We start from the raw sequence: 20,541 nt of genomic DNA, 5'->3' as shown, positions 1-20,541 counted from the left end.
CTTCGACCAACCGTCTCCATTCGAATGTCGGTGCCCCCTGGGACTATGAAGTATGGCCACTTTCACCGACGTCGCGGCGCTGATCCCCACTCTGTGCGGGCAGCTCGTCGACGGTGGCGATGCCGACTGCGCGCGTGCGTCGATGATGCGGATGACGGATGCCGACGTCGTGAAGGTCCTCGAAGAGACGGCGTTTCTGGCTCGGCAGCTCGAGCAGATCCAGACCGCTGCTGCGGGTGTGATTGCGGTGCGGTCCACGCGCGATCGCGGGCATTCGGGTCTGTCGGCGTCGCGCGGGCACCGGTCGGCGGCGTCCCTGATCCAAGACGTGACGGGGTCGACGAAGGCGGATGCCAATCGGGTGGTGCGCGTCGGCGAGGCGCTGCTGGACGATGCGCTGCTGCACGATGAGGCGGATGCTGCGGGTGACATCTCGCAGGGTGGGCAGTCGTGCGACGGCCTGCCGGTCGCGACGCCCTGGCATCAGCCGCTCCGTGACGCGCTGCGCGACAGTCGTGTGACGTCGGCGCAGTTCGACGCGATCAAGCGCGGGCTGGGCGACCCGCCCCAGATCGGAGCCGACGCTGTGCCGGCTTCGGGCGCCGATATGGCTGCTGACGCTCTCGCCCAGGCGGAGGAGGTGACGCGGGCGGCATGGTCGCAAGCGGCTGAGCATCTCGTGGGCGAAGCCGCGCAGCGGACGGTCGAGGAGTTGTGGCAAGCGGCGCGGACGGTGCGCGATCTGCTCGACCCCGAGGGTGCTGAAGCCCGATTCCTCGCGCGGTTTGAGAATCGCTCGTTCCGAACGTTCCGTGGGCCGGACGGGCAGAAGCGCGCGTCGATCGTTCTCGAGGACGAAGGCGACCTGTTCCTGGAGACGATGATGGCCGCAGCGCTGCGCCCCCGGCGTGGCGGCCCGCGATTCGTGGACTCTGACGAGAAGGAACAGGCCGCGTCCCTCGTGGATGACCCGCGCACGAACGACCAGCTCGCCTACGACCTGATCATGGACGTGATGCGCGCCGGCGCCCTCGCCGATGCGGAGTCGGTGTTCGGTGCCCGGCAACCCGGCGTACGCCTCGTCCAGGTCGTGGACGCCGACGGCCGCGGTGCGCCCGTCGCTCACACCGAAGACCACCTGGTGTCGATGCCCGGGGTCGTTGCCGAGCAGCACATCTGCGACAGCGGGTTCGTGCCTGTCACGGTCGATGCGTGCGGGAATCCGCTCGACGTCGGGCGCGAGCAGAGACTTTTCACACCGAAACAGCGCATCGCGCTCGCGATCCGCGACGGTGGATGCAGATGGCGAGGCTGCGACAGGCCGGCGTCATACGGCGAGGCGCATCACATCGATGAGTGGGACAGAGATCAAGGCCGGACCGACATCGATCGCGGCATTCTGCTGTGCCGATATCACCACATGACCTTGCACCACGGCGGCTGGCGGATCACCCGTCAAGGTCAGAGTGACTTCGTCCTGCATCACACGTCGGGGGAGACGTTCGCGATGAGACCTCGAACAGCGCTGAGGTACGCGTGGGGCGGGATCGATCCGCCGCCGAAACGATTCCGACCCGCCGCGTGACGCCCGTGCGCCACGCGGGCGGCGGAGTGCACGCGGGCGGCGGATCAGCCGAGGCGCTCGCCGAGCCAGCCGACCTGACGCACCCAGTGCGCGTGCTGCCCGCCCTCATGGCCGTTGAACGAGTACACCTCGATCTCGGCATCCGGTGACGCCACCTGGTTGTAGGCGGCGAACACGCTCGAGGGCAGCACGATGCCGTCCATCAGCGCGACCGAGAACAGCGCGGGGCGCGCAAGCCGCCGGGCGAAGTTCACACCGTCGAAGTACGACAGGGTCTCGAAGACCGGCTCGATCGCCTCGCGGTGCACAGCCAGATAGCGCTCGATCTCGCGGTACGGGTTGTCGGGCGTGAGCTCGACCGACCGGCGGAAGTGACAAAGGAACGGCACGTCCGGCATCGCCGCGAACACGTCCTGGTTCAACGCCGCAGCAGCGAGCGAGATGCCGCCGCCCTGACTGGCGCCCGTGACGCTGACCCGTGCGGCATCTACGAACGGCAGCGACCGAACGGCATCCACCGCCAGCACGGCATCCGTGAAGACCCGCCGGTAGTAGTACTGGTCCTTGTCGAGGATGCCGCGGGTCATGAACCCTGTCGTCGAGCCGTCTGAGCCGTGCGGGTCAGGCGTGTGCCCACCCGAGCCCCAGTTCGATCCTTGCCCACGCGTGTCCATGAGCACGTGCACGTATCCAGCGCTCGCCCACTGCAGACGCTCGCCGGGGATGCCGCGCCCGCCGCCGTACCCGATGTACTCCACCACCGCGGGAAGGGCGGCATCGCTGCGCGGTCTGGTCACCCATGCGCGGATCGGCTCGCCGCCGAAACCCGAGAACGTGAGGTCCTCGACGACCAGCTGCGTGATCGGCGTCTCGGCTGCCACGAGCGTCGGGTCGGATGCCGCGGTGCGCGACTGCGCGATCGTCGACGCCCAGAACTCGTCGAAATCGGACGGCTCGGCCACATCGGGACGGTACGAGCGGAGGTCTTCCAGGGGCATGTCAGTCAGCGGCACCCGGTCACCGTACCGCATCGGAGGCGACCTTTCGAAACGCTTCGCCAAAAGTGTTGCGGAGACGCCATCGACCGTCTAGTCTTTCGAATCGAAGCGTTTCGACTTCCTGAGGAAATCGACCTCAGAGAAGCAGCGCAGACACGTCCTCAACGACGAGAGGTGGGTGGAGACTCGATGACGACCCTCCAGGGCCAGGCCCCGTCCGACTCCGCGCTGCGCGCGGACGAGCGGGCACTCAGTGCTGCGGAGCATCCGATCATCCCCGGATTCCACCCCGACCCCTCCATCTGCCGCGTCGGCGACGACTACTACATCGCGCACTCGTCATTCGAGTACCACCCCGGTGTGCCTCTGTGGCACAGCACCGACCTCGTCTCTTGGAACCTGGTCGGGCACGCACTCGCCGACGAGCCGCGCTTCCCCGCCGGCCGCGCCGGCGCGAACGGCGGGGTCTACGCGCCGACGCTGCGCCACCACGGCGGCCGCTTCTGGATGATCACCACCGACGTCTCCGGTGGTGGAGGGCAGCTCGTCACCTCGGCGCCGTCGATCACCGGCCCGTGGGGGCCGGCGAAGGTCATCCCCGGCATCATCGGCATCGACCCCGACCTCGCGTGGGACGAGGACGGCACCTGCTACGTCACCTACAGCTCGGACGACGACAGCGCCCCGGACATCGCGCAGGTGCGTGTCGACCTCGAGCGCGGCGAGATCATCGGCGAGCCGTACACGATCTGCCACGGCATGGGCATGGCCTACCCGGAGGGGCCGCACATCTTCCGCCGCGGCGACTGGTGGTATCTGCTCTATTCCGAGGGCGGCACCGAACGCGGACACTGCGTGAGCATCGCGAGCGCGACCGCACCGGACGGACCGTTCACGCTCTCGGCCGAGAACCCGATCTTCACCCGTCGCAGCATGGTCTTCCCCGTGCAGAACACCGGTCACGCCGACATCGTCGAATGCGCGGACGGCAGCTGGGCGATGGTCTACCTGGGCGTACGCGCCCGCGGCACCACCCCGATGTTCCACGTAAACGGACGAGAGGCGTTCGTCGCCGGAATCGCATGGGAAGACAGATGGCCGGTCGTCGTCCCCGATGCGTACTCGTTCACCCCGGACGCCACCGACTTCACCGACCGGTTCGACAGCGACGCTCTCGACCTGCGCTGGATCTCGCCCGGGGCCGAAGTGACGTCGTTCGCGCGCGCAGTGCCGGGCCGCGGCATCCAGATCTCGTCCGCCTCGTCGCCGAACGGCGCGCCGGCGATGCTCGCCGCGCGGACGACGGATCTCGAGTGGCGTTTCGAGGCAGACGTCTTCGGCGTGGATGCCGGCGGTGCTGATGTCGACGGTGCGGATTTCGGCGGTGCGGATGCCAGCGCTTCTGATGCGGCGGCCGGGGGAGTGCCGGCGGTACGGCTGCGCATGGACGAGGCCCACTGGGCGGAGATCCGCGTCGAGGACGGGCACGCAGCGCTGCACGTCCGGATCGGCCCGGCCGAACGGATCGTCCGGGACGAGGCGCCCGTGAGCGCCGCGGCGCGCGGCGTCGTCACACTGCGCATCGAGGCGGCGGCGCCGACGCACCGCGGCCCCGACGACCTGATCTTCACCGTCGTCGACGACGCCGGTGAGCGAGAGCTCGACCGCATCGACGGCCGCTACCTGTCGACCGAGGTCGCCGGTGGCTTCCTCGGCAGAACGATCGGGCTTCGAGCGGACGGTGCTCCCGACGGCGCACCCGTCGTGTTCACGGAGGTCCGGTACACCGGCGCGAAAGGCAGTACGCGATGACCATCACCACCCCCACCTCGGTCACGAGAACCGTGGCCGAGCAACTCGATCAGAAGGGCGAACGCTCGCCACGCGCACGCAAACGCCTCGAGAAGCGGGCCGGCGGGCGCAAGTCGTTCGGGATGTTCCTCGTCATCGTGCCGTTCCTGGTGCTCGTGTTCCTGTTCAGCTACTTCCCGCTGTACGGGTGGATCTACTCCCTCTACGACTACAAGCCGGCGCTCGGCCTTGAGGGCAGCGAGTTCGTCGGGCTGCAGTGGTTCCAGCTGCTCGTCAGCTCACCGACGCAGCTCGCCCAGATCGGGCAGGTGCTGCTGAACACGCTGGCGATCAGCTTCCTCGGCATCCTCACCTCGATCCTGCCCCTGGCGTTCGCCGTGTTCCTCAACGAGGTGCGCGCCAAGTGGTTCCGCAACGCCGTGCAGACGCTCACGACCCTGCCGAACTTCATCTCGTGGGTGCTCGTCTACATGATCGCGTTCTCGCTGTTCTCGAGCTCCGGACTCGTGAACAACGTGCTCACCGACTTCGGCGTCATCACGGCGCCGATCAAGTTCCTCGACACCAGCGACAACATCTGGCTGGTCATGACCCTCTGGAGCATCTGGAAGGGACTCGGCTGGGGAGCGATCATCTACCTCGCCGCCATCAGCGGCATCGACCCGTCGATGTACGAATCCGCGCGGATCGACGGCGCAGGGCGCTTCCAGACGATGTGGTACATCACCGTCCCCGCCCTCATGCCGACCTATCTCGTTCTGCTGCTGCTGTCGGTAGCGAACCTGCTCAACAACGGCATGGAGCAGTACTTCGTGTTCCAGAACGCATTCAACATGCAGTGGATCCAGGTGCTCGACCTCTACGTCTACAACATCGGCATGACGGGCAACAGCCTGTCGATGGCCACCGCGATCGGAATGCTCAAGAGCATCATCTCGGTCATCCTCCTGTTCACCGTCAACGGCATCGCCAAGCGTGTGCGCGGCGAAGCGATCGTCTGAGAGGGGCCGGACCATGACCGCGCTCGACACCGCTCTGAAGCTGCGACCCTCGCGCCGCCCCGATCCCCGTCCAGGCCACCGATCCGGTGGGGACATGCTGTTCGCCATCGTCAACTACACGGTGTTCGGGCTGCTCGTGGTGATCTGCGCCTACCCGTTCTACTACCTGATCATCAACTCGGTCAGCGCCAACGACGTCTCCGCCCTCGGCGATGTGCGGCTCCTGCCGACCGGGTTCCACCTCGGCAACTACCAGCAGGTCTTCCAGCTCAACGGGCTGCCGCTGGCCGCCGTCGTCAGCGTCGCGCGAACCGTGATCGGCACGATCGCCACGGTGCTGGCATCCGCCTTCCTCGGGTTCATGTTCACCCAGAGCCGGATGTGGGCGCGCAAGTTCTGGTACCGCTTCGTCATCGTCACGATGTACTTCAGCGCCGGGCTCATCCCGATCTTCATCATCATGAAGAACCTTGGACTCACGAACAACTTCTGGGTGTACGTGCTGCCGTTCATCGTGCAGCCGTTCTTCATCATCCTCGTCAAGACCTACGTCGAGTCGATGCCGGAATCGCTGCAGGAGGCCGCCGAGCTCGACGGCGCGAACATCGTGCAGATCTTCTTCAAGGTGTACCTGCCGAACATGACGCCGATCCTCGCGACCGTCGCGATCTTCTCTGCCGTCGCGCAGTGGAACAGCTTCCAGGACACCCTGATCTACATCACCGACCAGAGCCTGTACACCCTGCAGTACCTGCTCTACATGTTCATCAACCAGGCATCGAGCCTCGCCCAGGCGGCGCAGAACGCCGGCGGCGACCTCAGCGCGATCGCCGGGGCCGCCACCTCGCAGACGCCGACCTCGATCCGCATGACGGTGTCGGTGCTGGTCGTGCTGCCCATCATCTTCATCTACCCCCTGTTCCAGCGCTTCTTCGTGAAGGGCATCATGCTGGGCGCCGTCAAGGGCTGACGCGCCTCGCACCATTTGAGAAAGGAAAAGCAATGAAGCTGAAGCGGAAAGCCGCGGCGGGTGTGATCGCACTCCTCGCGATCGGACTGCTCACCTCCTGCACCGGTGGCGACGCCGACCAGACCACGGAGAAGATCGACGCGTTCCCCAGCAAGTGGGACGAGGAGATCACGATCGACGTGTTCGACGGCCTGGCCAACTACATGGGCGTGCAGGAGGGCTGGTTCGGCAAGATCGTGAAGGACAAGTTCAACATGAAGTTGAACATCATCGCCCCGAACGTCGCCGGTGGCGGAGACACCCTCTACAACACTCGCGTCTCGGCCGGCGACCTCGGCGACCTCATCATCACCGACAAGGGCGAGAAGCTCGACGAGCTCATCCAGGGCGGGCTCGTCGCCGACACGTCCGCCTACTACCCGGCCATGGAGAACGCCGGCCGCTTCGACAAGGCGATCGAGAAGCTCAATGAGAACGCCGACGGCGTCTACGCGTTCCCGACGTCCGTCTCCAGCATCCCGCCCACCGAGTCGTCAGAGGGCATCGACCCGACGTTCGGTCCGTTCCTGCGGTGGGACCTGTACGCGGAACTCGGTTACCCGAAGATCGAGACGCTGGAAGACCTGCTGCCGGTCCTCAAGGACATGCAGGATCTGGAGCCCACGGCCCCGAACGGTCAGAAGGTGTACGCCCTGTCGCTGTTCAAGGACTGGGACGGCAACTTCATGAACAACGCCAAGCAGCCGATCACGTACTACGGCTACGACGAGGTGCAGTTCGCGCTCGCCATGGCAGACGGCTCGGACTACCAGGGCATCCTGGACGACGACGGCATGTACGAGCGGGTGCTGAACTTCTTCCACAGGGCGAACGAGATGGGCCTGGTCGACCCCGAGTCGACGACCCAGAACTACGACACGCTGTTCTCGAAGATGCAGAACGGGCAGGTGCTCTTCACCTGGTGGCCGTGGCTCGGTCAGTCGGCCTATAACACCGACGCGAACATGGCCGAGGGCAAGGGCTTCATGATCGCCCCGCTCGAAGACCAGAAGATCTTCTCGTACGGCGCAGAGGCCTACGGAGGCAAGCAGGTGCTCGCCGTCGGCTCGAAGGCCGAGGACCCGGAGCGCGTGGCCGCATTCATCGACTGGCTTTACTCGGCCGAGGGCTCGTTGACCAACAGCAGCCAGACCATGGGCGCCGCGGGGCCGGAGGGGCTCACCTGGGAGATGAACGACGCTGGGGAGCCGGCGCTGACGGACTTCGGCAAGCAGGTCTTCCTCAGCGGTGACGCGCCCGTCCCCGCCGAGTGGGGCGGCGGCGCGTACCTCGACGGCGTCTCGGCGCTGAACGTGAGCGTCGTGCTTCCGATCGACACCGACCCGGACAGCGGGTTCCCCTACAGCTACAAGCTGTGGGAGTCGTACCAGGAGCTCACCGCCAACCCGCTCACCGAGGACTGGTCGGAGCACATGGGGGGAGCTGCGACGACCATGGAGTACCTGAAGAACAACGACCAGGTGATCGTCGCCCCCGGTGCGAGCTTCACGATTCCGGCGGACGACTCTGAGATCGAGACGCTGCGCAACCAGGTCAAGGCCGTGATCGTGCAGTCGTCGTGGCAGGCGACCTTCGCCGAGAGCGACGCGCAGTTCGACCAGATCTGGTCCGACCTGCAGAAGACCGCGACAGGACTCGGGTACGACAAGGTGCTCGAGGTCGACCTCGCGACCGCGAAGGCTCAGGACGAGCAGCGCAAGGCCGTCGCGAAGGAGTTCTCCGAGTAGGCGGATGCTGTGGATGGGCCCGGAGCGCGTGCGCTCCGGGCCCTTTCGCGTGCGGAACCTCAGGCCCCGGGGGTGTGGCGGGCGAAGACGCTGCGGAACAGGAACGCCGAGGCGTAGGCACCCACCGAGAAGCCGACCGTGGCGATGATCACGCCGAACATCGGGAAGATGATCGTGACGCATACCAGCGTCGCAGGGATCAGCAGGATGCCGATCGTACGGACCGGCTCGCTCGTCGGCAGCAGCAGCGCGTTCTTCCACGTCGCCCGCACCGGGTTGTCGTACACCGCGGTCAGCGCCATCGCGTACAGGAATGCGGCGAAGAAGTGCACGCCGGCGAGGATGGACACGACCATCGCGATGCCGCCGAGCACGGTCGGCGAGCCCGCCCAGAACACGGCGCTGAACGCGAGCAGCAGGACGGGCAGCAGCAGCGCCAGCCCGAGCAGCGACGCGGACTGCCAGTTGCGCCCGAACGCCGGAAGGTAATCCTTCAGAGGCCGGCCGCTCTCGTCATCCGAGTAGCGGATCGTCACCTCGTACAGCGCCGCGGTCGCCGCAGGGATCGTCAGGATCGGCAGGCACAGCGCGATGTAGAGCAGGTTGAGCGCGACGAAGCTGAGGAACCCGGTGACGCCCTGGGCCGTGCGCCCCTCCGGGTCGATGCCGATGCGCACTCAGACCACCGATGCGCCGGCGAGTCGCGGAGGCAGCAGGTGCACTCGCTCGGTCTCCTGGCCTGCGAGCTCGGCGAGGATCGCCCGCGCAGCCGCCGCGCCGATCTCGCCCGCGGGGATGTCGATCGTGTCGACGAGGCCGGATACGCCGTGCACGAGCTGGAGCGGGCTCAGCGCGATCACGTCGCGCTTCGCGCTGTCCTCCCTGACATGCGCGGCGACATGGGGGAGCGCGGCCTCGTTGTGGAACAGGATGCCGGTGATGTCGGCATCCGCATCGAGCACGGCATCCACCGCCTCGACGGCATCCGCCGAACTCGGGCACGCGTGCACGGTGCCCGTGATGCCGAGCTCGTCGCACGCCGTGAGGAATCCGCGGTTCAGGCGCTCCACGTAAGAGGTGTGCCGCTCGACGACCTCACCCGGGGCGCCGAACAGCGCGATCCTGGTGTGTCCGAGCGCGCCGAGGCGCTGCGCGGCCAGGCGTCCTGCCGCCTCGAAGTCGAAGTCGACGCAGATGAGCCCCTCGGCGCCTGAGGGGAGTCCGATCAGGACGCTGGGTGTCGAGAGATCCCGCAGCGAGGCGATGCGGGGGTCGTCGGATTCGATGTCCATGACCATCAGCGCGTCGACGCGCGAGCCGCGCGCCGCGTTGATCAGGCCGTCGGCGTCGTCGCTGGTCAGCAGCAGGATGTCGTACTGGTTCTCGCGCGCCTCTTTCACGACGCCGGCCACGATCTCCATGATCACGTGCACGTCGACGCCGGCGCGCAGCGGCGCCTGCAGCCCGATCACGTTGGTCGACCGGGAGGCCAGCGAGCGAGCACTGGCGTGCGGGCTGTACTCGAGCTTCGCGATCGCGGACTCGACCCGGTCGCGGGTGTCCTGCGAGATCGTGCGCTTGCCGCTCATCACATACGAGACGGTCGAGATCGACACGCCGGCGGCCGCTGCGACATCGGCGATCGTCACCATGAAAGCTCCTTCTCTTGCACTGGCTCGTGTGCAGCCTCGACGGTCGTCTGCCGGCCGGGAACGAGCTCGACCGCCCGCTCGGCCAATCCGGGTCCGCGGAGGCGCACCGCCAGTGCACGTGCGCTGCGCAATGCTATCCGGGTGACGCGACCGGCCGTCCACGCCACGTCGACCTCGACGCCGCCACGGGCGCGGATGCCGCGCACCGAGCCCTCGGGCCATGCCGACGGCAGCGCAGGGAGCACGTCGATCACGCCTTCGTGCGACTGCACGAGAGCCTCGGCCACCGCGGCCGTGAACCCCAGGTTGCCGTCGATCTGGAACGGCGGATGCGCGCTGAAGAGGTTGCGATAGACGCCACCACGGTGGGCTGCGGTGTCGGAACCGTGCGCGCTTCGCAGCAGCATGCGCAGCTGTTCGTACACGCGCTCGCCATCGTGCAGGCGCGCCCACATCAGCGCCCGCCATGCGAGCGCCCAGCCCGTCGATTCCGGGCCGCGCCCGAGGATCGACCGCGCTGCGGCCTCAGCGAGCTCGGGGGTGGCGTCCGGAGTGATGAGACCGAGCGGGAACAGTCCCACCAGGTGCGACAGATGCCGGTGCTCTGGTTCGGCGTCTGGAACGTCGGCAGCCCACTCCTGGATCCGCCCTCGGGCATCCACCGACAACGGCGGCAGCAGCGCGACGCGCGCGGCGAGCTCGACCACCCAGGCATCGTCACGATCGAGGATCGCGGCAGCATCTGCGCACGCGTCCGCCAGTGCGCGCAGCAGCTCGGCGTCCATCGTCGCCATGAGCCCGAGTGCCCGCGGCGTGCCGTCGGCATCGACCCAACTGTGCTCCGGAGACGTCGATGGGCTCGTCCATGCGCGGACGCCGTCCGTCTGCACCCAACTCAACGCGAAGCGCGCCGTGCGCTCGAGCACCGGCCAGGCGGTGCTCGCCAGCCACTGCGTGTCGCCGCCGACCCGGTCAGCACCGCTGAAGCGGGCGTGCTCCCAGAGGTGCAGGCTCAGCCAGACGCCGCCCATCGGCCATGTCGACCAGGCCGGATCCCCGGCGCCCTGCCCGACCGCTGCCGCATGGCCCCACGGGTCGGTGTTGTGGTGCAGCACCCAGCCGTCGGCCCCGTACAGCTCACGTGCGACGGTCGCTCCGGTGCCCGCCGAGACGCGACCGATGAAGTCCAGCAACGACTCGTGACATTCGGCGAGTCCGGTGGTCTCGGCCGGCCAGTAGGCCATCTCGAGGTTGATGTTGGTCGTGTATCCGCTCGACCAAGGGCCGGGGAGCTCGGCGTTCCAGATGCCCTGCAGGTTCGCCGGCAGCCCGCCCGGCCGCGACGACGACATCAGCAGGTAGCGGCCGTAGTGGAACGACAGGGCACTGAGCGCCGGGTCGTCGACCTTCTGCGCACGGAGGATGCGTTCGTCGGTGTCGAGCGCCGCGACCTCAGTCGTGACCGGCAGGTCGAGAGCGCAGCGGTCGTACAGTTCCCGGTGGGCGGCGATGTGCGCGGCGCGCAACGCGGCCGCGTCGCTTGCGTCGGAGTCTGCGGCGGATGCCACGGCCGTGGCCAGCGCGACGACGTCGGTGCCGACATCCGCTGTCGCGGTGCCGATCAGAAGCAGGTGCTCGCGGGCCGCCTCGGTGCGCAGCACGCCGTCGGTGACGGCGGACGCCGTGGATGCATGGATGACCACGGCACCCTGTCGTCCGCGCTCGACGTCGTAGCGGATCTCGGCCGGCGGCTCGGCGTGGCCAGGAGGGACGTCGACGGGCAGGTGCCAGTGTGCGGTGAGCGCGCCGCGCGCGTTCCCGGTCGCTGAGCCCGCCGAAGCGTCCGGGAACGGCCCCGCCACACGCACCTCGAGCCGCACCGGCGCCTCGGCGACGATGCGATGCGTGAGAGCTCCGGTGACGGCATCCGCCCACGTCTCGTGCTGCACTCGACCGATGCCCGCCATGGCATACGTGTGCGCGGCGATGCCCGTGCGCAGATCAAGCGTGCGCTCGAGGTCGACGGCGGAGTCGGGCTTTTCGACGACGGTGGAGCCGATCTGGTCGACGAGGGCGATGTCGACGGTTCCGAACGGCAGGAACGCCTGCGCCCACGGCGTCTGCTGTCGCATCGCCAGCTGCTCGGCACGATCCAGATCTCCTGATTCGATGGCCGCGCGCAGGGCGGCGAGAGCGTCGGCGCCGGAATCCTGAGCGCCGGCCAGCAGCCCCTCGGGAACGGGCCCCGACCACGCGGAGCCGTCGTTCAGGTGCAGGCGCTCGCCGAGTGGGCGGCCCTCGCACATCGCCGCTCGATGCCCGTTGCCGACGGGCAGAGCGTCCGTCCAGACCGTCGAGGGACGGCGGTATCGCAGAACGTGCAGGGCGTCTTCGCCCGGCGTGGACATCGGCATGTGGTTAGTATATGTTCTCGTTGTTGAAACGCTTCGACAATTCGACGGGGAATACAGAAAATGTCATCGACGACCACGGCACGAGCGGCCTTCGACGCGCTCATCGCCGAGCGCGGGCTGGCCTTCGGCGGCGACTACAACCCCGAGCAGTGGCCGAGGGAGACGTGGCGCGAAGACGTGCGCCTCATGCGCGAGGCCGGCGTGAACTTCGTCACCGTCGGCGTCTTCAGCTGGGCGACGATCGAACCGCGACCCGGTGCCCGCGAGTGGGACTGGCTCGATGAGATCCTCGCGCTGCTGCACGAGAACGGCATCGCCGTCGACCTCGCAACTCCGGTGGCCTCACCGCCGCCGTGGCTGGGAATCCAGCATCCGGACGTCCTGCCCGTCGACCGCGACGGCGTGCGACTGATCGCCGGATCGCGTAACCAGTTCTCGCCGGCCTCGCGGACGTATCGCGAGCACGCGCTGGCCATCACCCGTGACATCGCCGCGCGCTACGCCGAGCATCCGGCCGTGCGCATGTGGCACGTCGGAAACGAATACGGCCAGATAGACCACGGCGACGAGGCCGCGCGCGAGTTCCGCATCTGGCTCGAGCGTCGCTACGGCGGGATCGACGCCCTCAACGCCGCTTGGAACACCGCGTTCTGGTCGCAGCGCTACGACTCGTTCGACGAGATCCTCCCGCCCCGCCGGATGCCGTACCTGGTGAACCCTGCTCAGTCGCTCGACTTCCGCCGCCACAGCTCGGACCAGCTGCTCGCCTGCTACACCGAGCTGCGCGACGCCATCAGGGCGTCCGGCGCCCCACAGCCGATCACGACGAACTTCATGGGATTCTTCGCGCACGCCGACTACCACTCGTGGGCCGCCGAGGCCGACGTCGTCTCGGACGACCAGTACCCCGACCCAGCGAATCCGGATGCCGCCAGCGAGATCGCCCTCGTGCAGGACCTGATGCGATCGCTCGGCCGGGGGCGCAGCTGGATGCTCATGGAGCAGTCCATCAGCGCCGTCTCGTGGCGCGAGCACAACCTGCCCAAGTCGCCGCTGCGCGCACGCCGCGACTCGCTGCAGGCCGTCGCCCGCGGTGCCGACGCGATCTGCTTCTTCCAATGGCGTCAGGCGCGCTCCGGCGCCGAGCGGTTCCACTCGTCGATGCTCCCGCACGCCGGCGCCGACAGTGATGTGTTCCGCGGCGCGTGCCGGCAGGGCGCCGACCTGCAGAAGCTCGCCGCTGTCGCCGGCACCGAGATCGCGACGGACGTGGCGCTGCTGTTCGACTGGTCGGCATGGTGGGCGGGCGAGGAACCGGCGCGCCCCACCGAGCGGTTGTCGACGATGGAGCAGGTGAACCGCTGGTACCGGTCGCTGTGGCGCCGCGGCATCCCCGTCGACGTCCGGCATCCCGATGCCGAGCTCGACGACTACCGCGTGATCCTCGTGCCGCACGCCTACATCCTCAGCGACGCGGCCGCCCAGGCGCTCGCCGGCGCAGCCGCACGGGGCGCGCAGGTCGTGATCGGACCGTTCAGCGGCGTCGCCGACGAGAACGCCGGGATCCTGCAGGGGCGATCGCCCGTGCAGCTGCGCGAACTGATCGGCGCGAGCGGCGAGGAGTGGTCGGGCATGCTCCCCGGCGCGCTGCAGCTCGCGGACGGATTCAGCGCTGATGACGACGCGCCGAGGGCGAGCATCCTCGCCGAGCGCCTGCGGGCAGAAGGCGGTGAGGTGCTCGCCGCACACGCGGACGGCGATCTCGCCGGCATCCCCGCCGTGATCCGGAACGACAACGCCTGGTATCTCGGCGCCGTGGTCTCGGACGGCGTACTGGATGCCGTCCTCGCGCGGGCTCTCGCCGCGGCATCCGTCACCGGCCCGATCGACGGACTCGACACGCTGCCCGACGGGCTCGAGGCCGTGCGACGCGGCGACGTGCTTTTCCTGCTGAACCACACGCAGCACCCCATCGATGTGCCGGTGACGGCGGGTCTTGTCGACCTGCTCACCGGAGAAGAGACCGGAGACATCGTCGGCATCGCGCCGGGCGACGTCCGAGCATTGAGCGAAAGGCAACACAGGTGAAGTTCACCGACGGCTACTGGCTGACCCGACCGGGGCTCACCCCGCTGTTCGCGATCGAGGTCGACGACATCCGCATCGACGAGGCGGCTGGCACGCTCACCGTCTTCGCGCCCACGACGCACATCCGCCATCGAGGTGACACGTTGAACCGGCCGATGCTCACGGTGACGTTCTCGTCGCCGGCACCAGGGGTCGTGAAGACGCGCGTGCAGCGGCATGCCGGCGGTGTGCACCGCGGGCCGGACTTCGCTATCAACGCCGAGAACGGCTTCGTGCCTGCCGTGTCGGTGACCGACGGCGAGGGCGTGCTGCAGACCGGCGACCTCACCGTGCGCATCGCACGCGGAGACGGCTGGAACGTGACGTTCGAAGAGGGTGGGCGCGTGCTCACGCGCTCCGAGCCCCGGTCGATCGGGCACTACAGCGCGCCCGCTCAGGGCGGCGTCGAGCCGGAGACCTGGGTGCACCAGCAGCTCTCGCTCGCACCCGGTGAGCGCGTCTACGGATTCGGCGAGCGCTTCGGCGCGTTCGTGAAGAACGGGCAGGTCATCGACAGCTGGAACGCCGACGGCGGCACGTCCAGCGAGCAGGCGTACAAGTCGGTGCCGTTCTACGTCTCGGCGCGCGGCTACGGCGTGCTCGTCGACAGCCCCGACGCGGTGTCGTTCGAGGTCGGCAGCGAGGTGAACTCCCGGGTGCAGTTCTCGGTACCTGGCGAGACGCTGGACTACTACGTCATCGGCGGCGGCACGCCCAAGGACGTGCTCAGCCGATACACCGCGCTCACCGGCCGCCCCGCGCGCGTGCCGGCCTGGTCGTTCGGACTCTGGCTGACCACGTCGTTCACCGCGGACTACGACGAGGCGACCGTCAACGAGTTCATCGCCGGTTTCGCCGAGCGCGACCTGCCGCTGAGCGTGTTCCACTTCGACTGCTTCTGGATGCGCGAGTACCAGTGGACCGACTTCGAATGGGACCCTCGTACGTTCCCCGACCCCGAGGGCCAACTCGCTCGGCTGCACGAGCGCGGCCTGAAGGTCTCGGCCTGGATCAACCCGTACATCGCCCAGCGCTCGGCGCTGTTCGCCGAAGCGGTCGAGAAGGGATACCTGCTCAAGCGCACCGACGGCAGCGTGTGGCAGTGGGACCTGTGGCAGGCCGGCATGGGCATCGTCGACTTCACGAACCCCGAGGCAGCCGACTGGTACGTCGCGCACCTCGAGCGCCTCATGGGGCAGGGCGTCGACACGTTCAAGACCGACTTCGGCGAGCGCATCCCGCACGAGGGCGTCGCGTGGTTCGACGGCTCCGACCCCGCACGCATGCACAACTACTATCCGCAGCTGTACAACGAGATCGTCTTCCGCGCGCTCGAGAAGCACCGAGGAGCAGGTGACGCAGTGCTGTTCGCCCGCTCGGCGACCGCTGGTGGACAGCAGTTCCCCGTGCACTGGGGCGGCGATTCCGACTCGACGTTCTCGTCGATGGCGGAGTCGTTGCGCGGCGGGCTGTCGCTCGCGATGAGCGGCTTCGGATACTGGAGCCACGACATCGGCGGGTTCGAGGGAACCCCTGACGCCGGGCTCTTCAAGCGCTGGCTGGCGTTCGGTCTGCTGTCGTCGCACTCGCGTCTGCACGGCTCCGACAGCTTCCGCGTGCCGTGGATCTTCGACGACGAGGCCGTCGAGGTCACGCGGCTGTTCACGAATCTCAAGATGCGGCTCATGCCGTATCTCGCTCGGGTCGCCGAAGAGGCGCACACGGACGGCGTCCCGATGATGCGCGCGATGGTGCTCGAGTTCCCCGAGGACCGCTCAGGACACGACGCAGACACGCAGTACATGCTCGGTGACGCGCTGCTCGTCGCACCGGTGTTCACCGCCGAGGGCGAGGTGTCGTACTACCTGCCGGCCGGGGCGTGGACGTCGCTGCTGGACGGTTCGGTCGCACCCGGATGCCGCTGGGCTGCGGAGACTCATGACTTCCTGTCGGTGCCGCTGCGCGTGCGGCCCGGCACAGTGCTGCCCTGGGGCGCCGTCGACTCCCGACCGGACTACGAGTGGGCGGACGGGGTGACGCTGCGCTGCTTCGAGCTGCCGGACGGATACGACGCGGTGACGGTGGTCCCAGCGCTCGACGGGGGATCCACGTCGTTCCGCGTCTGTCGCTCGGGCGCGACGATCACTGCTTCGAGCTCGGATGCCGTGGCGTCGTGGTCGGTGCAGGTGGGGCATGCCGTGGCATCCGCCGACGGCGCGGGCGAGATCTCCGTGTCTGTCCCCGAAACCGACTCCCACTCTGATTCCGTCTCGAACCCCGTGGAGGGTGACCGATGAACTTCCGTCGAACCGATCTGACCGTCAGCGAACGCGCGGCCGACCTGCTGGCGCAGTTGACGCCCGACGAACGCATCGCGATGCTGCATCAGGCGATGCCGGCGATCGAACGGCTCGATGTCGCCGAATCGCGCACCGGTGCGGAGGCGCTGCACGGTGTGGCGTGGCTCGGCACCGGTACGGTTTTCCCGCAGCCCGTGGGCCTGGCTGCGACCTGGGATCCGGAGCTGATCGAGGCAGTCGGCGATGTCGCGTCGACCGAGCTGCGCGCCAAACGGGCTGAGAACCCGCTCGTGAGCCTGAACGCGTGGGCGCCGGTGGTGAACACGCTTCGCCACCCGCTATGGGGTCGCAATGAGGAGGGGTACTCGGAGGATCCGCATCTGACAGGGCAGCTCGGGTGCGCCTACGCCCAGGGGCTGCGCGGTCGGCACGAGCGGGTGTGGAAGACGGTGCCGGCGCTCAAGCACTTCCTCGCCTACAGCAACGAGACGGACCGCTCGGCGACGTCGAGCGAGATGTCGCTGCGGACCCTCCACGAGGAGGAGCTCGCAGCGTTCCGTCCGGCGATCGAGCGGCAGGCGGCAGGGTCCATGATGCTCGCCTACAACCGGGTCAACGGCACGCCGGCGCACACGCAGCCCGAGCTCGTCGCCGAGGCCCGGAGCTGGGCGGACGGATCGATCGCGATCGTCTCGGATGCCGGAGCCCCGACCTTCACCGTCACGATTCAGGGTGCGCAGCCCGACGGCGCGCACGCCGCGGCGGCGCTCGTGACGAGCGGAATGGACTCGTTCACCGACAACGACGCCGATGCGAAGCCGACGATCGCGAACGTTCAGGGTGCGCTCGATCAGGGGCTGCTGACCTGGGACGACGTCGATCGTGCGGTGACCCGCATCCTTGAGATGCGCATCCGCACCGGAGAGTTCGACGGCGATGGCTTCCATGGCGACGGTTCTCATGGCGGTGGTTTTCATGGAGGTGGGGACCCGTACGCCGGTATCGGCGTCGACGCGATCGATGTGCCCTCGTCGCGTGCACTGGCGCGGGAGGCGGCCGGCCGTTCGGTCGTCGTTCTGCGCAACGACGCGGGGGTGCTGCCGCTGCAGGAGCCGACGCGTCTGGCGGTCGTCGGGCCGCTGGCGGATGCCGTGCTCACGGACTGGTATTCGGGGACGCCTCCCTACGCCGTCGGCATCGCGTCCGGGCTGCGGGGCCGGTACCCGTCGGCCTCGGTCGCGGTCGAGACCGGAGCAGACACGATCACGCTGCGGGCCGCCAGCGGTCTGTACGTGGTGGTGTCGGACGATGGCGGACAGGTGGCGGCAGTCGCTCCCTCTGCGTCCGGCTCTGGCGAGGGGTCGCTGTTCGACGTGACCGACTGGGGCGACGGGCTGCTGACCCTGCGTTCGCACGCGAGCGGTGGTCTGCTCACCGGAGGCGCCTGGCCGATGCGAGCCGACGCCGAGCGCGTTGGCGGCTGGGTCGTGCAGGAGAGCTTCCGCAGACACGAGCACGCCGACGGCACCTGGTCGCTGCTGCACCTGGGCTCAGGACGCTGGGTGCGCGCCTCGCGCGACGTCGGGCTGCTGCTCGCGGAGGGCGTGACGCTGGACGACGCGGAACGGTTCAGCGTCGAGGTCGTGCGATCGGGTGCTGAAGCGGTGGCTGCGGCTGCAGCATCCGCTGACGTCGTGATCGTCGCGGTGGGCAACGATCCGCACCTTGCCGGACGCGAGGCGGCCGATCGGCCGCACCTCATGCTTCCCGATGCCTTCGCCAGGATCTGGCGCCTCGCGCACGGCGCGAACCCGCAGACGGTGCTGACGGTCGTGTCGAGCTACCCCTATGTGCTGGGCGAGGCGGATGCCGCGGCCTCCGTCGTCTGGTCGAGCCACGGCGGGCAGGAACTCGGGTCGGGCATCGCCGACGTACTCAGCGGAGACCGCGAACCCACGGGACGACTCGCGCAGTCGTGGCCGTCCGACCCGGCGCAGGCCGGTGACCTCTTCGACTACGACACGCTGCGGCAGCAGGCGACGTACCGCCATCAGCCGAAGCCGTACACGTTCGCCTTCGGCCACGGGCTGACGTACTCGCGGGTCTCGTACTCGGCTGTCACCGCGACGGCCGAGGTCGTGGCGCCGGAGCCGACGCACCGGCATCCGGCGCTCGGCGAAGAGGGCGACGTGCACGTCACCGTGACCGTGACGAACGAGGGGGATCGTCCGGCCGAGGAGCTCGTCCAGGTGTACGCCCTCGCTCCGTCGCTCCCTCTGCCCGCACCCCGCCGGCTGCTCGTCGCGTACCGACGCGTGCGTCTCGAGCCGGGGGAGAGCCGGGAGGTCGAGCTGTCGTTCGACGTCGCGAGGCTCGCGGTGTGGGACGAGTCGCTGCGGCTTGACGGTGCCGTGGACGACTGGGTGCACGAGGGCGCGCTGCGGGTGCAGCCGGGGAGGTATGTGCTCGCGACCGGTCCGAGCGCTGACGACCTGCCGGTCTCGGCGGAGCTGCAGGTGAGTGCGGGCAGCTGAGCCGGTCGAGTCATCTGCACCGACTACGGGCGGCCCATGCCGTAGTAGTTCCATCCGGCGGCGCGCCAAGCCGCGGCATCCAGGCCGTTGCGTCCGTCGACGACGACGCGTCCGTGCGTCAGCGTGCTGACGTGCTCCGGTGACATCTCGCGCCGGTACTCGTCCCACTCGGTGACGAGCACGACGGCATCCGCGTCGCGAAGCGCGGTGTCGCGGTCGACCTCGTACGCGAGTTGCGGGTGCAGCCGCCGGGCGTTGTCGATCGCCTGCGGGTCGGTGACGACGATCTCGGCGCCGAGGCCGTTCAAGCGGACCGCCACGTCGAGGGCGGGGGAGTCGCGCACGTCGTCGCTGTGCGGTTTGAAGGCCGCGCCGAGCACCGCGATCTTCTTGCCGAACACCGAGCCGCCGAGGCCATCGACCACCAGCTCCACCGCGCGGTCGCGGCGGCGCATGTTGATGGCATCCACCTCGCGGAGGAAGTTCACCGACTCGCCCCGCCCGAGCTCTTCGGCACGGGCGGCGAACGCGCGGATGTCCTTCGGCAGGCATCCGCCGCCGAATCCGATGCCGGCACCGAGGAACCGCCGTCCGATGCGCACGTCATGCCCGATCGCGTCTGCGAGCAGCGTGACGTCGGCACCGGTCACCTCGGCGATCTCGGCCATCGCGTTGATGAACGAGATCTTGGTCGCGAGGAACGCGTTCGCCGAGACCTTCACGAGCTCGGCGGTGGCGTAGTCGGTGATGATGAACGGCGTGCCCTTGGCGACGGCCGGCGCGTACACCTCTCGGAGGATCTCGGCGGCGCGCTCGCCGCCCGGCCCCTCGTGGACGCCGGCGACGAGACGGTCGGGATCGATCGTGTCCTGCACGGCCCAGCCCTCGCGGAGGAACTCAGGATTCCAGACGAGCGTCGCGCCCGCAGCATCCACCTTCGGGGCGAGCGTCGCCGCCGTGCCCACCGGCACCGTCGACTTGCCTGCGACGATGTCGCCCGCGCGCAGGTGCGGGATGAGGGCGTCGAACGCTTCGTTCACGTAGGTGAGGTCGGCGGCATGACCGCTCTGCTGCTGCGGGGTGCCGACCCCGATGAAGTGCACGGCCGCGCCCTCGGCCGCGGCGATGTCCGTGGTGAACCGCAAACGGCCGGCAGCGACGCCCTCGGAGAGGATCTCGTGCAGCCCCGGCTCGAAGAACGGCGCCTCTCCCCGCGACAGCGCGTCGATCTTGCGCTGGTCGATGTCGATCCCCACGACATCGTGGCCGATGGATGCCATGGCCGCGGCGTGCACCGCACCCAGGTACCCGCATCCGATCACTGAAAGCTGCATCGCTGTTCCTTCCCAAGGAGAACGCTG

General features: G+C 68.5%; 13 protein-coding genes. 8 read left to right on the top strand and 5 right to left on the bottom strand.

The annotated features are described in order from the left end of the window. Positions 1–52: 52 nt before the first annotated feature. Positions 53–1,585 carry an HNH endonuclease signature motif containing protein gene (locus tag KHB019_RS05975; protein WP_337458314.1) on the top strand — a complete coding sequence of 511 codons (1,533 nt, stop codon included), beginning with the start codon at positions 53–55 and terminating at the stop codon, positions 1,583–1,585. A gap of 44 nt (positions 1,586–1,629) precedes the next feature. Here the strand turns inward: KHB019_RS05975 and KHB019_RS05970 are convergent, their stop codons facing one another. Further along, the gene (locus tag KHB019_RS05970) at positions 1,630–2,598 is read right to left on the bottom strand and encodes an acetylxylan esterase (RefSeq protein WP_337458313.1); all 969 of its coding nucleotides are present in this window, start codon (positions 2,596–2,598) and stop codon (positions 1,630–1,632) included. Positions 2,599–2,772: 174 nt separating this feature from the next. On the opposite strand from KHB019_RS05970, the gene KHB019_RS05965 reads away from it, so the two are divergent. From KHB019_RS05965 to KHB019_RS05950, 4 genes are read left to right on the top strand one after another with little or no spacing between them, the layout of a single operon-like run. Further along, complete coding sequence (locus KHB019_RS05965) at positions 2,773–4,395, top strand: glycoside hydrolase family 43 protein (protein ID WP_337458312.1); 1,623 nt, start codon at positions 2,773–2,775, stop codon at positions 4,393–4,395. Then, positions 4,392–5,396 carry an ABC transporter permease gene (locus tag KHB019_RS05960; RefSeq protein WP_337458311.1) on the top strand — a complete coding sequence of 335 codons (1,005 nt, stop codon included), beginning with the start codon at positions 4,392–4,394 and terminating at the stop codon, positions 5,394–5,396. Before KHB019_RS05965 ends, KHB019_RS05960 begins: the two co-directional genes overlap by 4 nt. Positions 5,397–5,409: 13 nt before the next feature. Next, positions 5,410–6,366 carry a carbohydrate ABC transporter permease gene (locus KHB019_RS05955; protein ID WP_337458310.1) on the top strand — a complete coding sequence of 319 codons (957 nt, stop codon included), beginning with the start codon at positions 5,410–5,412 and terminating at the stop codon, positions 6,364–6,366. Between the two features lie 32 nt (positions 6,367–6,398). Continuing rightward, the gene (locus KHB019_RS05950) at positions 6,399–8,153 is read left to right on the top strand and encodes an ABC transporter substrate-binding protein (protein WP_337458309.1); all 1,755 of its coding nucleotides are present in this window, start codon (positions 6,399–6,401) and stop codon (positions 8,151–8,153) included. 59 nt (positions 8,154–8,212) lie between these two features. Here the strand turns inward: KHB019_RS05950 and KHB019_RS05945 are convergent, their stop codons facing one another. From KHB019_RS05945 to KHB019_RS05935, 3 genes are read right to left on the bottom strand one after another with little or no spacing between them, the layout of a single operon-like run. Beyond that, the gene (locus KHB019_RS05945) at positions 8,213–8,830 is read right to left on the bottom strand and encodes a YesL family protein (protein ID WP_230104104.1); all 618 of its coding nucleotides are present in this window, start codon (positions 8,828–8,830) and stop codon (positions 8,213–8,215) included. Then, positions 8,831–9,805, bottom strand: a complete 975-nt coding sequence (locus KHB019_RS05940) for a LacI family DNA-binding transcriptional regulator (RefSeq protein ID WP_337458308.1) — start codon at positions 9,803–9,805, stop codon at positions 8,831–8,833. It abuts the gene before it with no gap. After that, positions 9,799–12,219, bottom strand: coding sequence for a glycosyl hydrolase family 95 catalytic domain-containing protein (locus KHB019_RS05935; RefSeq protein ID WP_337458307.1), 2,421 nt, complete (start codon positions 12,217–12,219; stop codon positions 9,799–9,801). Before KHB019_RS05935 ends, KHB019_RS05940 begins: the two co-directional genes overlap by 7 nt. A 60-nt stretch (positions 12,220–12,279) precedes the next feature. Between KHB019_RS05935 and KHB019_RS05930 the strand changes: the two genes are divergently transcribed. The 3 genes from KHB019_RS05930 to KHB019_RS05920 are packed head-to-tail and all read left to right on the top strand — an operon-like array spanning position 12,280 to position 19,180. Continuing rightward, the gene (locus KHB019_RS05930; RefSeq protein ID WP_337458306.1) at positions 12,280–14,307 is read left to right on the top strand and encodes a beta-galactosidase; all 2,028 of its coding nucleotides are present in this window, start codon (positions 12,280–12,282) and stop codon (positions 14,305–14,307) included. Next, positions 14,304–16,643 (top strand): alpha-xylosidase, encoded by a 2,340-nt coding sequence (yicI, locus tag KHB019_RS05925; protein ID WP_337458305.1) that lies wholly within the window; start codon positions 14,304–14,306, stop codon positions 16,641–16,643. The genes KHB019_RS05930 and yicI overlap by 4 nt, the downstream gene beginning before the upstream one ends. Beyond that, complete coding sequence (locus KHB019_RS05920; RefSeq protein ID WP_337458304.1) at positions 16,640–19,180, top strand: glycoside hydrolase family 3 C-terminal domain-containing protein; 2,541 nt, start codon at positions 16,640–16,642, stop codon at positions 19,178–19,180. Before yicI ends, KHB019_RS05920 begins: the two co-directional genes overlap by 4 nt. 23 nt (positions 19,181–19,203) lie before the next feature. Here the strand turns inward: KHB019_RS05920 and KHB019_RS05915 are convergent, their stop codons facing one another. Then, positions 19,204–20,514, bottom strand: coding sequence for a UDP-glucose dehydrogenase family protein (locus KHB019_RS05915; RefSeq protein WP_337458303.1), 1,311 nt, complete (start codon positions 20,512–20,514; stop codon positions 19,204–19,206). Positions 20,515–20,541 lie beyond the last annotated feature (27 nt).

Origin of the sequence: Microbacterium sp. KHB019 (genome assembly GCF_037285405.1) — a bacterium.
In the GTDB taxonomy this organism is placed as follows: Bacteria; Actinomycetota; Actinomycetes; order Actinomycetales; family Microbacteriaceae; genus Microbacterium.
The sequence above is the reverse complement of the archived record's forward strand: the minus strand, read 5'-3'. Positions and strand labels throughout refer to the sequence as shown.

Excerpts from the sequence above, each read along its gene's own strand:
- KHB019_RS05955 (WP_337458310.1), top strand. The coding sequence starts at position 5,410 with ATGACCGCGCTCGACACCGCTCTGAAGCTGCGACCCTCGCGCCGCCCC.
- KHB019_RS05920 (WP_337458304.1), top strand. The coding sequence starts at position 16,640 with ATGAACTTCCGTCGAACCGATCTGACCGTCAGCGAACGCGCGGCCGAC.
- KHB019_RS05950 (WP_337458309.1), top strand. The coding sequence starts at position 6,399 with ATGAAGCTGAAGCGGAAAGCCGCGGCGGGTGTGATCGCACTCCTCGCG.
- KHB019_RS05975 (WP_337458314.1), top strand. The coding sequence starts at position 53 with ATGGCCACTTTCACCGACGTCGCGGCGCTGATCCCCACTCTGTGCGGG.
- KHB019_RS05915 (WP_337458303.1), bottom strand. The coding sequence starts at position 20,514 with ATGCAGCTTTCAGTGATCGGATGCGGGTACCTGGGTGCGGTGCACGCC.
- KHB019_RS05940 (WP_337458308.1), bottom strand. The coding sequence starts at position 9,805 with ATGGTGACGATCGCCGATGTCGCAGCGGCCGCCGGCGTGTCGATCTCG.
- KHB019_RS05930 (WP_337458306.1), top strand. The coding sequence starts at position 12,280 with ATGTCATCGACGACCACGGCACGAGCGGCCTTCGACGCGCTCATCGCC.
- KHB019_RS05935 (WP_337458307.1), bottom strand. The coding sequence starts at position 12,219 with ATGCCGATGTCCACGCCGGGCGAAGACGCCCTGCACGTTCTGCGATAC.
- KHB019_RS05965 (WP_337458312.1), top strand. The coding sequence starts at position 2,773 with ATGACGACCCTCCAGGGCCAGGCCCCGTCCGACTCCGCGCTGCGCGCG.
- KHB019_RS05960 (WP_337458311.1), top strand. The coding sequence starts at position 4,392 with ATGACCATCACCACCCCCACCTCGGTCACGAGAACCGTGGCCGAGCAA.